The sequence below is a fragment of the Actinomycetospora sp. CA-101289 genome (assembly GCF_050955895.1).
Lineage (GTDB): Bacteria > Actinomycetota > Actinomycetes > Mycobacteriales > Pseudonocardiaceae > Actinomycetospora.
In genome coordinates this window covers 6,031,316-6,044,288 of sequence record NZ_CP192093.1, presented here as the reverse complement: position 1 = coordinate 6,044,288, position 12,973 = coordinate 6,031,316, and the positions used below count along the sequence as shown (strand labels likewise).

Below are 12,973 nucleotides of genomic sequence, written 5' to 3'. Positions count from 1 at the left end.
CCTCGCGTTGAACGCCAGCGTGGCCCCCACGCTGGCATGAGGGTCAGCGCGGGACCACGAGCACCAGGGCGTGGTCGCTCGCCTGTTCCACGCGCAGGCCGGCGTCGCGCAGGAGCGCCAGGACCCCGCCGGCGTCGCGGGGTCGGCGCCGGGACGACGCGAGCAGCCGGGCGGCGTGGCCCTTGTGCGACTTGTTCGCGTGGCTGACCACCGTCCGCGAGCCGTCCGCCGCCTCGCTGTGCACGTCGAGCGTCACCGCGCCCCGCGCCGGACCGAGCGCGGCGTAGGGGCCGGAGCGCAGGTCGACGACGAGGTCGTCCACCTCGCCCAGCAGCGGCATCAGCTCGGGTCGCCACAGGGTGCGCAGGCCGTCGCGTCCCGGCAGCGCGCTGGTGCCCGACAACCGGTACGCCGGGATCGGGTCCGTGCCCCCGACCAGCCCGAACAGCGCCGAGCAGACGAGCAGGCGCCGCCGGGCGGCCATCGTCAGCGACGCCGTGTCGAGCGCGTCGTAGAGCACGCCGGTGTAGCGGCGCAGCGCCGGCGTGGTCGGCGAGCTCCACAGCGCGGCGTTGCGGGCGATCTCGTCGTCCTGGCGCTCGGAGACGTCCAGCGCCGCCCGGGACGCGGGCAGGTCGGCGGCCAGCGCGACCACCTCGTCGACCAGCACCTTCCGCGTCGGGTTCAGCGACGGGAACGACAGCGCGTCGAGGTCGAGGGGACGCCCGCGGCCGCCGGCGGCCTTGGTCTCCGACGGGGGCAGCACGACGAGCACGCCCGGCACGCTAGTCGGCCACCATGGGCCCGTGAGCGAGCGCGGCACCGCGGCCTGGCGCGACGAGGTGCTGGCGTGGATCACCGACGCCACCGGCCTTCAGCCCACCGGCGAGGTCACCCAGCGCCACCGCGCCTGGTCGACGGTGCTGCGGGTCCCGACGGCCGAGGGGCCGGTGTGGCTCAAGGAACCGTGCGCCGGGATGGCCCACGAGGTCGGGCTGCACGCCCTGCTCGCCCGCGTCGCGCCCGACGCCGTCGCGACCCCGCTGGCCGTCGACGGCCGGCGCCTGCTCCTGCCCGACACCGGCCCGAGCGTGCGCGACACCGGCGCCGACCCCTCCGCCGCCCTCACCGACGCCCTGCCCCGCTACGCCCGCCTGCAGCGCGCGGCGTCGGACCACCTCGCGGACATGCGCGCCCTCGGCGTGCCCGACGCCACCCCGCCGGCGCTGCCCGCCCGGTACGCGGAGGCCGTCGCGACGATCGGGACCGGCGACGGCCACCACGCCGAGGTCACCGCCTGGTCCGAGCAGCTCATCGACACCGTCCCCGGCAGCGTCGACCACCAGGACCTGCACACCGGCAACGTCCTGCGCGACGGCCGCTTCGCCGACTGGGGCGACGCCGTGCTCGCCCACCCCTTCGCGAGCCTGCTCGTCGCGCTGGGCTCGCTGCGGCGCACGCTCGACGTCGCCCCGGACGACCCCGCGATCACCCGGCCCCGCGACGCCTACCTCGACGTCTTCGCCGACCTCGCCCCGCGCGACGAGCTCCGGCACCTCGCCGAGACCGCCTGCCGGGCCGCTGTGATCGCCCGCGCCCTGACCTGGACCCGCGGCCCGGCCGCCGACCCGCGCTTCGCCGACGCGCCCCGGGAGACGCTGGCGGCCCTCGGCGACCCCGACTGGCTCGCGGGCACCTGAGCGCGATTCGCTGACGCGTAGCTTGCCGGTTAATGAAATCTTTGGTTACATAAACTCGTGATCCCCGCCGACGCGCTCGCCGATCCGGTCCGCCGGGCCATCGTCGAGCGCCTGGCGGACGGCGAGGTCGGGGCGGGCGAGATCGCCGCGGCGTTCCCGATCAGCCGCCCGGCGATCAGCCGGCACCTGCGCGTGCTGCGCGAGGCCGGGCTGGTCACGTCCCGCGTGGCCGGCCAGCAGCGCATCTACGCCCTCGACCGCCGCCCCCTCGCCGAGCTCGACGCCTGGCTGGAGCGCTTCCGACCGCTGAACGACGTGCCGAAGCCCGGCCCCGCGAGCCGGCTCGACGCCCTCGACACCGAGATCCGCCGTGGCCGGCGTGCGCGCCGTGCCGCCGAGCAGGGAGAACCCGATGAGCACGCCGCCGGCTGAGACCCGCACCGAGTCCGACGGGGCCGAGACGATCGTCTGGCGTCGCGAGTACCCCGACCCGGTCGACGACGTGTGGGCCGCGATCACCGACTCCGAGCGCCTGGGCCGCTGGATCGGCACCTGGACCGGCGAGCCCCGCGTCGGCGGCACGGTCGCGTTCACGATGACGGGCGAGGCCGACGCGGGCGGGGAGGTCGCCGACCCGGTGGACGTGCGCATCCTCGCCTGCGAGCCGCCGCGTCACCTTGCCGTCGAGATGCCCGAGAGCGAGGACCGCTCCTGGCACCTCGACCTCACCGTCGAGCCCGCGGGCCGCGGCGCCGTGCTCGTGTTCGCCCAGCGGCTCGCCGGTGGGCTGCGGCGCGAGGACGTCGAGGCCGGCTGGCGCTGGTACCTCGACCGCCTCGAGGCCGCCCTGCACGGCACCCCGATGCCCGACTGGGCCGCCTACGCCTGAGCCGGGGCGCGCACCGGCTCCCCGCGCAGCTCGCGCGCCAGCAGCGTCGCCGCGGCGGACCCCGCCGGGATCGCGAGGATCGCGACGAGCGGGATCGCCGCGAGCAGGTAGGTGGGGATGCCGACGCCCCAGGTCAGCGCGCGGCGGGTGCGCAGGAGGCGGCGGCGCTCGCGCAGGTCGAGCCCGCGGCGCTGGAGGGCGGGCGCGCTGAGCTCGATCATCAGCAGGCGTCCGCCGACCAGTGCCGCCGCGACGGACGCGAGCACCGGGCCGGCCACCGGCACCAGGCCCAGCACGAACAGCGGGACCGCGGCGAGCAGCGAGAGCCCGACGAGGAGCAGCCCGTCGCGCACGCCGCGGGCGACCGAGCTCGCCCAGGACGTGGCGAGGGCGGGCGGGGCGCCCAGCTCGTCGTCGACGATCTCGGCCAGCTTCTCGTAGAACGGCCCGCCGACCGCGAGGGTGACCGCCACGAACGTCACCACGGCCACCGTCGCGGCCGCCCCGGCGATCGCGGCGCCGGCGGCGACGTGCGCCGTGGTGCGCGCGCCGTCCGACCAGCCGTCGGCGAACGGGGTCACGACCACCGCGAGGTCGGGCAGCCACGCCACCAGCGCGATCAGGGCGGCGACGTAGAACACCGAGACGATGAGCGCCGGCACCGCCCCGAGCAGCAGCAGGCGCGGCGAGCGCAGCACCGTCACCGCCCCGCGCGCGAACAGCCCGAGCCCCGTCACGACCTCCATGGGCGCGATCCTCCCGGCTAGGACATCCGCTCACGAGCGAGGGTGAGCAGCGCGCGTGCCGCGGGGCCCAGGGGCGCGTCGCGGCGGCGGGCGAGGTCGATGCGCGCCCGCACCTCGGGGACGATCGGCACCGCGTCGTCCCGCCCGACGACGGCCGGCGCCGGCACGACGGCCACGCCGAGGCCCTGGCGGGCGAGGTCGAGCAGCACCGGCGGCGAGCCCGCCTCGAGCGCGGGGCGCAGGACCACGCCGGCGTCGGCGGTCGCGCGGTCGAGCGCCGCGCGCACCCCGGCGCCGACCGGCAGCGCGATCACCGGGTGCTCGGCGAGCTCGGCCGCCGTGACCGTCGCGCCGAGCGCCACGCCCGGCGGCGGCACGGCGACGAGGGGGACGTCGAGGACGACGTCGACCTCGAGGTCCGCGGGCGGGTCGCCGTGCCGCCCGACCCAGGCGAGGTCGAGGTCGCCGGTGCGCAGCCCGTCGACCAGGGCGTCGGTGGCCGCCTCGACCAGGCGGATCGCGACGTCCGGGTGCGCGCGGTGGAACGCGCCGAGCAGGGCGGGCAGGTCGCCGACCCCGCCGCCGCGCACCACGCCCACCGCCACCCGCCCGCGCAGGAGCCCGGCGAGCTCGTCGGCGGTGTCGCGCACCGCGGTCACGGCGGCGAGCGCCGCGCGGGCGTGCGGCAGCACCGCCTCACCGGCCGGGGTGAGGCGCACGCCGCGCGCCGACCGGTCGAACAGCACGTGCCCGAGCTCGCGCTCGAGCCGCGCGACCTGCGCGCTGATGCCCGGCTGCGCGACGTGCTCGCGCGCGGCGGCCCGCGTGAACCCGCCCTCCTCGGCCACGGCGACGAGGTAGCGCAGCTGGTGCAGCTCCACAATCAGCAGTTATAGCAGGGAGCTCCGACAGCTCTTCGACTTCTGGGCAGGCGCGGGCCGACGATGGAACGCATGACACGCACCCCCGCCGACACCGCGTCCGCCTACTTCGAGGGCTGGCGGCGCCGCGACGCCGAGTCGCTGCGCGACGTCCTCGCCGACGACATCGTCTTCGACGGCCCGATGGGTCATGTCGAGGGCCTCGCGGACAACATCGCGAGCCTGCACGGCCTGCTGGGCATCGTCCGCGACGTCGCGATCCACCACGTGTTCGTCGACGGGCCCGACGTCGCGACCGTCTACGACCTGCACACCACGGTCGCCGCCGACCCGATCGTCGTCGTGAACTGGAGCCACGTGGTCGACGGCCGCATCGCCACCATGCGCGTCGTCTTCGACCCGCGTCCGCTGGTGGGCTGACGCCCACGTGAGCAGAGATCGGTGCTCCAGCACCGATTTCTGCTCACGTGCGCGGAGCGCACCTAGGGTCGGCCACCGTGCGCATCGCGTCCCTGCTCCCGGCGGCCACGGAGATCGTCGGCGCGCTGGGGCTGGCCGACGACCTCGTCGCCGTGACCTTCGAGTGCGACCGGCCCGCCGACGTCCGGGCCACGCGTCCGGTCGTCGTCGACACGGCGCTGCCGGCCGGGCTGACGCCGGCGGAGATCGACGCGGTGGTCCGCGACCGGGCCGCCCGCGGCCTGCCCCAGTACGTGCTCGACCGCGACGCCCTGCGCGCCGCGGCGCCCGACCTCGTGCTCACCCAGGACCTGTGCCGGGTGTGCGCGCTGCCCGAGGCGAGCGTCACCCAGGCCCTCGACGACCTCGGCCTCGAGGCCGCCGTGCTCACCGTCGACCCGCACACCCTCGACGACGTGCTCGACGCCATCGCGGCCGTGGCCCGGGCGGCGGGCGCGGACGACGCGGGGTCCGCGCTGGTCGCGGACCTGCAACGACGGCTCGCGGAGATCGACGACGCCCTCCGAGGGCGCCCCAGACCCCGCGTCCTCGCCCTCGAGTGGACCGACCCGCCGTACCTCCCCGGGCACTGGGTGCCGGCGATGGTCCGGCGCGCAGGCGGGGAGCCCCTGGCCGGGATCGACGGTGGCCGGAGCGTCGCCACCACCTGGGACGACGTGCGCGCCGAGCGCCCCGACGCCGTGCTCGTCGCGCCGTGCGGGTTCGGGCTCGACGACGCGGTCGCGCAGGCGGCCGCCGTCCGCGAGCAGCTGCCGGGAACACCCCTGATCGCTGTCGACTCCGCCTCCTACGTCGTGCGTGCGGGTCCCCGGCTCGTCGACGGGATCGAGGCGCTCGCCCACGCCCTGCACCCCGACGCGATCCCGGCACCGCCCCCGGGCCGGATCGCCGTGCTCAGCTGACCAGGCGCCGCGGCCCCGGCCCGTCGGCGGCGAGCCGGTCGTGCGGGTTCACGAGCCCGCAGCGGTCGAGCGACAGGCACCCGCAGCCGATGCAGCCGGTGAAGTCGTCGCGCAGCTGCTGCAGGCGGTGGATGCGGTCGTCGAGGTCGGCGCGCCACTGGGCGGAGAGCTCCTCCCAGTCCTTGCGGTTCGGCGTCCGCCCGTCCGGCAGCGAGTCGAGCGACGACCGGATCTCCGCCAGCGGGATCCCGACGCGCTGGGCGATCCGGATGAACGACAGCCGCCGCAGCACCTCGCGCCGGAAGCGCCGCTGGTTGCCGGCGGTGCGCCGGCTGCGGATGAGGCCCTCGCGCTCGTAGAAGTGCAGCGCGGACACGGGCACCCCGCTGCGCGTGGCGACCTCGCCGACGGAGAGCTCCTGGCCGGGGTGGGGACGGGTCTGATCGCTCACGGGCGCACCGCCTGCAGCCTCTGCGACCACGAGGCCAGGGCGTCGAGCAGCACCGTCGCCGCGGCGTCGGCCCCGGCCTCGCGAGGCTCACCCGAGACGTCGAAGGCGCCGGCCGCGCCGTGGAAGCTGACGGTGTCGCGCAGCCCGACGGCGTGCAGCTCGGCGAGCACGCACCGCAGGTGCTCCACAGCCCGCAGCCCGCCGGATAGCCCGCCGTACGCGACGAACCCCACGGGCTTCCCGCGCCACGCGCCGCCGGCCGCGTCGATCGCCGTCTTCAGCGGACCGGGGTAGCTGTGGTTGTACTCCGGCGTGACGACGACGACCGCGTCCGCGACCTCGAGGCGCGCCGCGAACCCGGCGTCGAGGCCGGTCTCGGCGAGGTCGACGACGTCGACGGCGAACGCGGGGCGGCGGCGCGCCCGCGCGGCGAACCACGCGGCGACGACCGGGCCGAAGCGACCGTCGCGGACGCTGCCGACGACGACCGCGAGGCGGATCGGGGGCTCGGTGTCGCTCATGACCCCGACGCTAGGACCTGAACCATCGTCTAGGTCAAGGAAGCCAGCAGCCGCACCGTCGCCACGGCCGCCTCCTCGGTGCGCACGCCCTCGCGCTCCGCCCACGACGAGACCGTGTCGCCGCCCGCGAGCGCGGCCCCGAGGCCTTCCCCAGGAGCAGGTGACACCCCGGCCGTCACCACGTCGCACGCCGCCAGCACCCGGTCGCGCCGCCGTGCGAGGTGCTCGACGAGGACGTGGCGCAGCTCGGTGAGCGCGCCCTCGTCGCCGGCGGCGAGGTCGGCCGCCGTGCTGCGCAGCACCCCCTGCAGGGACTCGGGCGGCAGGCCGGGATCGTCGGTGGCCCGGTCGCCCGGCACGTGCCCCCGCTTGGCGTCCCGCCGCCGTTGCTTGGCGGCGCGTCGCTCGCGGTTGCCGGGCACGGGGGCATCCTCGCCCCTAGCCGGGAGCGAGCGCGTCACGCCCCGGGGTGAGGCTGGCGGCGTCGGCCGCGGCGCGCCCGGCGGCCCAGCCGGCCCCGTTGCCGACGCTGAACCGCCGGCGGGTGACGCGGGGGAACAGCTCGTCGACCGTGCGCTCGACCACCTCGGCCCGCGCCGCGAGCACCGGCAGCAGGCCCTCGCCCAGCTCCGCGCGGGCGTGCGCCTGCGCCTCGTGGGACGCGGCGGTCAGGCGCTCACCGATGCGCGTCGCGTAGGCCAGCAGGAAGGCGTGGCGAAACGAGCGCGTCCGCGAGCGCGGCACCGCCCCGTCGGCCACCAGCATCGCCCGCCCCGCCTGCACCAGCAGCGACGTGACCAGCAGCTCGACGGTCGCGAGGTCGGTGGCGTGCCCGACGACCGTCACCATGTCCAGGGCCGCGAGGCTGACCGCGCGGCACCGGTTGGCCGCCGCGACCTGGTGCACGAGGTTGGACTTGGCCGAGGCGTAGGGCGGGTCGAGCCACAGGCGCCGCGCGGCCGCCCGGGGGGCGGCGTCGCCCGGCCCGGCCACCACCGCCTGCTCCAGGGCGTGGCGCCCCATGAGCTCCTGAGCCTTGGCCGAGAGCGCCTCGGCCTCCTCGGGGTAGTCGGTGGACTCGGCCTTGGCCAGCAGCGCCCGCACCCGGGCGAGCACCCGGGCGTCCACCCCTTCCGGCGGCCGGGCGTCCTCGCCGAGGCGGGGCAGGGTCGGCAGCGAGCGCAGCAGCCCCACGAGGTCGGCCGTGGCCCGCAGCGCGTCGTCGGGGTCGAGGCCCCGCAACGTGGACCACTGCTCGACCAGCGGGGCGTCCCGCGAGGGTCGCGCGGCACCGAGCCCCGCCAGGTCGGCCTCCGTGGCCGCGTCGCCCCGCGGCCTCCGCGCCGCGGCTGCGCCGAGCACGTCGACGGCCAGCACCAGCCGCCCCGCGGACAGGCGGCGCCGCACCACCTCGGTGACGTCGCGCGGGCCCCACCCGCGGGCGTGCACGGCGTCGGCCGCGTCGAGCAGCGCCAGGTCCGCCCCCGCGGCCAGCGCCCGCGCGCGACCCCAGCGCCGGCGCAGCACCGGGACGACGTGCTCCGCCCCCGCCGCCACCAGCCCGGCCAGGAACCGCGCGACCTCCGCCGGGTCCTCCGCAGTGCCGTCCACGCGCCCACCCCCTCGTCGATCCGTCACGGAGTTCGACGGCCGCGCTCCCCGCACGGTTCCATCCCGCCACGACGGTGGGCACGCGTGTCCCGCGTGGGACCGGGATGCGATTCTGACCCGTCGGGGGACGAACGAGTGGAGAGGAGCGCGGGCGTGGCCGTGCCGCAGGAGCCGCTCCGGATCGCGGGCGCCTCCACCGAAGGCGCCGGCGAGCACGCCGCCGACCGCCCCGAGCTCGACCCCGCCCTGCGCGACCGGGTGCAGCGCTTCGTCGGCGTGCTGCGCCGCGTCGCCCTCGCCCGCTCCCGTCCGGTGCGCCACACCCGCCACCACGTCGGCGAGCTGGCCCTCGTCGACGTCAATGACCAGGGCGCTATCCGCCGGCCCCGGGACGCCGGCGACGAGGTCCTGCGCGTGCCCGCCGGTCAGCGCGCCACCTTCGACGCGCTCTTCGACCTCATGCGCGCCGCCGCCGACCAGCCCGAGGCCGTCGAGCTGGTGCTCGCCGGCGGCCTGCTGCACGCCCCGGACCACGACGTGCGCGTGCACCTGCTGACCCGGCCCGTGCGCGTCGAGCACGACGGGGACGCGATGGTCGTCACGCTCGCCGGCGACGGCGCCCGCTGGGAGGACGACGAGCTGCTCGAGGGCACCGGGCTCGTCGACGAGGCCGCGCCCCGCCCCGACCCGCCGGCCTCCCCGCTGGACGAGGACCTGGTCGCCGTGCTCGCCGCCTGGGCCGACGCCCGGCTGCGCGTCGAGCACGAGCGCGGCGACGACTGGATCGGGCCGACCGGCGCGGGGACGTGGCTCGTGCCCGCCCCGACGATCGTCGCCCGCCGCCGCGGGGCCGCGGCGCTGCGCACCTACTACGACGCGATGGTGGCCGACCTCGCGTCCGACCGACCGCTGCCCGTCGGCCTCGCGCAGCTCGTCGCCGCCGTCGAGCCGGCCGACCGCGCCGCCTGGCTCGCGCGCACCGGGCACGACGCGACGCCGGTGACCGACCCGCTCTTCCCGCTGCCGGTCGGCGCCGCGCAGGGTCGCATCCTGACCCGGCTGGGCCGCGACTCGGGCGTCGTCGTCGAGGGCCCGCCGGGCACGGGCAAGACCCACACGATCGCCAACCTGCTCTGCGCGCTGCTCGCCGAGGGCCGCCGCGTGCTCGTGACCAGCGAGAAGGCGCAGGCGCTGCGGGTGCTGCGCGACAAGCTGCCGCCCGAGATGCGCGACCTGTGCATCTCGCTGGCCGAGGGCCCCGACGACGGGGCCGACGGCGAGTTCGGGGCCGGCATCGCCGGGCTCGCGGCACGCAGCACCGAGTTCGACCCGGACGAGGCGGACCTGGTCGTCGCCGAGCTCACCCAGCGCCGCGCCGACCTGCGCGCCGACCGGGACGCCGCGCTCGACGCCGTCGTCACCGCCCGCGCCGCGGAGACGGCCGTGCAGCGCGACCTCGGGCCGGGCATGACCGGCACGCGCGCCGAGGTCGCCCGCCGCGTCCTCGCCGGGCACGAGCGCGACGGCTGGCTCGCCGACGTCGTCGGCCCGGACCTGGAGCTGCCCCGCGAGCCGCCGCTGGGCGTCGCCGAGTTCCGCGAGCTGCGCGAGCTGCTGGCCTCCGAGACCCCGGCGCGGCGCGAGCGCGGCCGCCAGGTGCTGCCGCCGCCCGTGGAGCTCCCGCCCGAGGACCACATCGCCGACCTGGTCGCCACCGTCACCCGCGGCCTCGACGCCACCTCGGGCGACGCGGGCGAGGTCGTCGCGGCGCTCGGGCAGCTGCCGGGCGAGGCGGCCGCGCACCTGCCCGCGGTCAGCCGCCGGGTGGCCGACGCGCTGGCCGGCCTGGAGGACACCGGCGAGGACGCCGACTGGGCCCACGACGTCACCGACGCCGTGCTCGGCGGGCGCGCCGGGCACCTGTGGGCGCGCGCGGTCGAGGGCCTGGGCGTGGTCGACGCGGTGCTCGACCACGACCGCCGCGCCGGGCCCGCGCAGGTCCGCGTCGACGAGGGCGTGGACGCGGCCGCGGCGGCCCCGGTGTTCGAGCGGTTCGCGGCGTTCCTCGCCGACGGCGGGCAGACGCGGCGGCTGTTCAAGCCCGACGAGCAGAAGGCCGTCGAGCCCTGGCTGGACCGGATCCACCTGCACGGCGCCGAGCCGTCGACGGTGTCCGGGGCGTCGGCGATCGCCCACCACCTGCGGATCCTCGAGATCACCGACCGGCTCGCCGAGGGCTTCGGCCCGCTCGACTACCCCGTGCGCCGCGCCGAGCACCGGGCCCTGCTCGTCGAGCAGGTGCTCGCGCTGCGCGCGACGTGCCTCGCGGTCGGCGCCGTGCTCACCGCCGCGGTGGCGGTCCGGCGCCTGCTCGCCGCGCTGCCGCCCGCCGAGCGTCCGCGCGTGGACTCCATCGTCCGGCTGCGCGTGCTGGCCACCCTGTCCCTGGACGTCGACGACACCCGCGCCGCCGACCTCGCCCGCGCCGAGCTCGACGAGGTGGTCGAGCGCGTGCAGGCCGGGGTGCCGCCGGCGCGCCAGGCCCCCGAGCTCGTCGCCGTCCTCGACGCCCTGCGCCGCCGCGACGCCGACGCCTACGCCGCGGCCGTGCTCGCCGTCGAGGCCGCGCACGGCGAGGCCCGCGACCAGCGCCGCGCCGACGCGCTCGCCGCGCGCCTGGAGGCGGCCGCGCCCGGAGTCGTCGCCCTGTTGCGCGCGCACGCGGGCGAGCCCTGGCCCGACCGCGAGGAGCGCTTCGAGCGCGCCTGGTCCCACGCGCGGGCCGCGGCGCGGGTGCGGCGCTGGGCGGTGGACGAGGCCGCGCCGGACCGTCTCGCCGATCTCGACGTCGAGCTCGCCCGCGTCACCTCCCGACTCGCGGCCGCGCGGGCCTGGCGGGCGTGCCTGACCGGGGTCAGCGCCGAGCAGATGCGCGCGCTGCAGAGCCACCGCGCCTCGGTCGCCGCGGTCGGGCGGGGCACCGGGCGCCACGCCGACCGCTACCGCGCCGCCGCCCGCGAGGCCGTCGAGGTCGCCCGCGACGCCGTGCCGGCGTGGGTCATGCCGATCCGCGAGGTGCTCTCCGTCGTCGCCCCCCGGCCCGACGCGTTCGACGTCGTGATCGTCGACGAGGCCAGCCAGGCCGACCTGACCAGCCTGTTCCTGCTCTGGCTCGCCCCGCGGGTGATCGTCGTCGGCGACGACCGGCAGTGCACGCCGGCCGACGTCGGCGTCGGGTCGCTCGAGCCGGCGTTCGCGCGGCTGGAGACCGACCTCCCCGAGGTGCCGTTCTACCTGCGCAGCCAGTTCACGCCGCGGGCCAGCGTCTTCTCGGTGTTCCGGGCGACGTTCGGCCCGCCGATCCGGCTGCGCGAGCACTTCCGGTCGATGCCCGAGATCGTCGGCTGGTCGTCGCGGGAGTTCTACGCGGGCCCCGACGACGCCGGCGTGCACGGGGAGCCGCTGGTGCCGCTGCGCCAGTTCGGCGCCGACCGGCTGCCGCCGCTGCGCGCGACGTACGTGCCGGGCGCGGTGGTGCGCGGGCAGGGGTCGTCGCTGGCCAACGAGGCCGAGGCGGCGGCGCTGGTCGACGCGGTGGCCCGGTGCGCCGCCGACCCCGCCTACGACGGCGCGACGTTCGGGGTGGTCGTGCTGCAGGGCCACGGGCAGGTCGAGCTGGTCGACGGCCTGCTGCGCGAGCGCCTCGGGGTCGACGCGTGGGAGGCGCGGCGGCTGCGGGTCGGCGTCGCCGCGGACTTCCAGGGCGACGAGCGCGACGTCGTGTGGCTGTCGATGGTCGTGGCGCCGGGGCACCGCCTGGTGTCGCTGACCGCCGAGCGCTACCGCCAGGCGTTCAACGTCGCCGCCTCGCGGGCCCGCGACCAGATGTGGCTGTTCCACTCGGTGCGCGTCGACGAGCTCGCCCCCACCGACCTGCGCCGCAAGCTCCTCGAGCACGTCACGGCGACGGAGCCCGACGGCTCGGCGGGCGCGCCGGAGAACCGGCCGCTGCCCGGGCAGGTCGACACCGAGCACCGGCACCCGGCGTTCACCAGCCTGTTCGCGCAGCGGGTGTTCGCCGACCTCTCCGCGCTCGGGTTCGCCGTCGTCCCGCAGGTCGAGGTGCACGGCCGCACGCTGGACCTCGTGGTCACCGGCGCGACCGGGCGGCTCGCGGTGATCTGCGACGGCGACGAGGCCCACCGCCCCGTGACCCGCGCCGACGTCGAGGCCGAGCACGACCTGCGCCGCTGCGGCTGGCCCGTGGTCCGGGTGGCCGAGTCGCGGTGGATCAGCGACCGCGAGGGCGCGCTGCAGCCGGTGCTCGACGCCGCGACGACGGCGGGGATCACGCCGTCGTCGCCGACGGGCCCGCTCGCGGTGGTCGAGACCGCGCCCTGGGACCGCACCGAGTACCGGCCGCGCCGCGGGCGCTCGGGACGCGCGGTGCTGGGGGAGGCCGCCGGGGAGACGCTCGACGACCTGGTCGAGGACCTCGCCGCCCAGGGCTTCCCGCCCCCGCGCCGCGGCGCCCGCGTGCACGACCCCCGCGACGGCCGGGTGCTCACCGACGCCGCCGCCCTGTGGCCGACGGGCATCAGCCGCCGCGCCCTCGCCCCGCCCGTGGTGCTCGACCCCGACCTCACCGAGCCCGCCGGCGAGCGCCTGCGCGCCCTGGGCTACCGGGCGTTCACCTCGGCCGCCGACCTCCGCGAGCACCTCGTCGCGACGGGCGAGACCTGACCGCCCCGTGCCAGCGTGGGGGCCACGCTGGCGTTCAACGCCAGGAAAG

At 77.7% G+C, this 12,973-nt stretch carries 13 protein-coding genes; 6 read left to right on the top strand and 7 right to left on the bottom strand.

The window, feature by feature from the left end; genetic code table 11:
- Positions 1-43: 43 nt before the first annotated feature.
- Positions 44-775, bottom strand: a complete 732-nt coding sequence (locus ACQPX6_RS29995; RefSeq protein ID WP_433784476.1) for a YaaA family protein — start codon at positions 773-775, stop codon at positions 44-46.
- Between the two features lie 31 nt (positions 776-806).
- On the opposite strand from ACQPX6_RS29995, the gene ACQPX6_RS29990 reads away from it, so the two are divergent.
- The 3 genes from ACQPX6_RS29990 to ACQPX6_RS29980 are packed head-to-tail and all read left to right on the top strand — an operon-like array spanning position 807 to position 2,589.
- Entirely contained in the window at positions 807-1,700 is an 894-nt protein-coding gene (locus ACQPX6_RS29990) for an aminoglycoside phosphotransferase family protein (RefSeq protein ID WP_433784474.1), read from the top strand.
- 57 nt (positions 1,701-1,757) lie between these two features.
- Positions 1,758-2,132 (top strand): ArsR/SmtB family transcription factor, encoded by a 375-nt coding sequence (locus tag ACQPX6_RS29985; RefSeq protein ID WP_433784473.1) that lies wholly within the window; start codon positions 1,758-1,760, stop codon positions 2,130-2,132.
- Complete coding sequence (locus tag ACQPX6_RS29980) at positions 2,113-2,589, top strand: SRPBCC domain-containing protein (RefSeq protein ID WP_433784472.1); 477 nt, start codon at positions 2,113-2,115, stop codon at positions 2,587-2,589. Before ACQPX6_RS29985 ends, ACQPX6_RS29980 begins: the two co-directional genes overlap by 20 nt.
- On the opposite strand, the gene ACQPX6_RS29975 is transcribed toward ACQPX6_RS29980, so the two are convergent.
- Together ACQPX6_RS29975 and ACQPX6_RS29970 are read right to left on the bottom strand one after the other, a co-directional pair.
- Complete coding sequence (locus ACQPX6_RS29975) at positions 2,580-3,335, bottom strand: EI24 domain-containing protein (RefSeq protein WP_433784470.1); 756 nt, start codon at positions 3,333-3,335, stop codon at positions 2,580-2,582. The two genes, ACQPX6_RS29980 and ACQPX6_RS29975, sit on opposite strands and share 10 nt — an antisense overlap.
- 17 nt (positions 3,336-3,352) lie before the next feature.
- Entirely contained in the window at positions 3,353-4,216 is an 864-nt protein-coding gene (locus ACQPX6_RS29970) for a LysR family transcriptional regulator (RefSeq protein ID WP_433784468.1), read from the bottom strand.
- Between the two features lie 72 nt (positions 4,217-4,288).
- On the opposite strand from ACQPX6_RS29970, the gene ACQPX6_RS29965 reads away from it, so the two are divergent.
- Positions 4,289-4,636, top strand: coding sequence for a nuclear transport factor 2 family protein (locus tag ACQPX6_RS29965; RefSeq protein ID WP_433784467.1), 348 nt, complete (start codon positions 4,289-4,291; stop codon positions 4,634-4,636).
- Positions 4,637-4,713: 77 nt separating this feature from the next.
- Positions 4,714-5,598 (top strand): ABC transporter substrate-binding protein, encoded by an 885-nt coding sequence (locus tag ACQPX6_RS29960; RefSeq protein WP_433784465.1) that lies wholly within the window; start codon positions 4,714-4,716, stop codon positions 5,596-5,598.
- On the opposite strand, the gene soxR is transcribed toward ACQPX6_RS29960, so the two are convergent.
- From soxR to ACQPX6_RS29940, 4 genes are read right to left on the bottom strand one after another with little or no spacing between them, the layout of a single operon-like run.
- Positions 5,591-6,049 carry a redox-sensitive transcriptional activator SoxR gene (gene soxR / locus ACQPX6_RS29955; protein WP_433784464.1) on the bottom strand — a complete coding sequence of 153 codons (459 nt, stop codon included), beginning with the start codon at positions 6,047-6,049 and terminating at the stop codon, positions 5,591-5,593. The genes ACQPX6_RS29960 and soxR overlap by 8 nt on opposite strands.
- On the bottom strand, positions 6,046-6,570 hold the full coding sequence (locus tag ACQPX6_RS29950; RefSeq protein WP_433784463.1) for an NADPH-dependent FMN reductase: 525 nt from the start codon (positions 6,568-6,570) through the stop codon (positions 6,046-6,048). Before ACQPX6_RS29950 ends, soxR begins: the two co-directional genes overlap by 4 nt.
- Positions 6,571-6,599: 29 nt before the next feature.
- Positions 6,600-6,992 carry a hypothetical protein gene (locus ACQPX6_RS29945; protein WP_433784462.1) on the bottom strand — a complete coding sequence of 131 codons (393 nt, stop codon included), beginning with the start codon at positions 6,990-6,992 and terminating at the stop codon, positions 6,600-6,602.
- Positions 6,993-7,008: 16 nt separating this feature from the next.
- On the bottom strand, positions 7,009-8,181 hold the full coding sequence (locus ACQPX6_RS29940) for a DUF2786 domain-containing protein (protein WP_433784461.1): 1,173 nt from the start codon (positions 8,179-8,181) through the stop codon (positions 7,009-7,011).
- 153 nt (positions 8,182-8,334) lie between these two features.
- Between ACQPX6_RS29940 and ACQPX6_RS29935 the strand changes: the two genes are divergently transcribed.
- Positions 8,335-12,924 carry an AAA domain-containing protein gene (locus tag ACQPX6_RS29935; protein WP_433784460.1) on the top strand — a complete coding sequence of 1,530 codons (4,590 nt, stop codon included), beginning with the start codon at positions 8,335-8,337 and terminating at the stop codon, positions 12,922-12,924.
- Positions 12,925-12,973 lie beyond the last annotated feature (49 nt).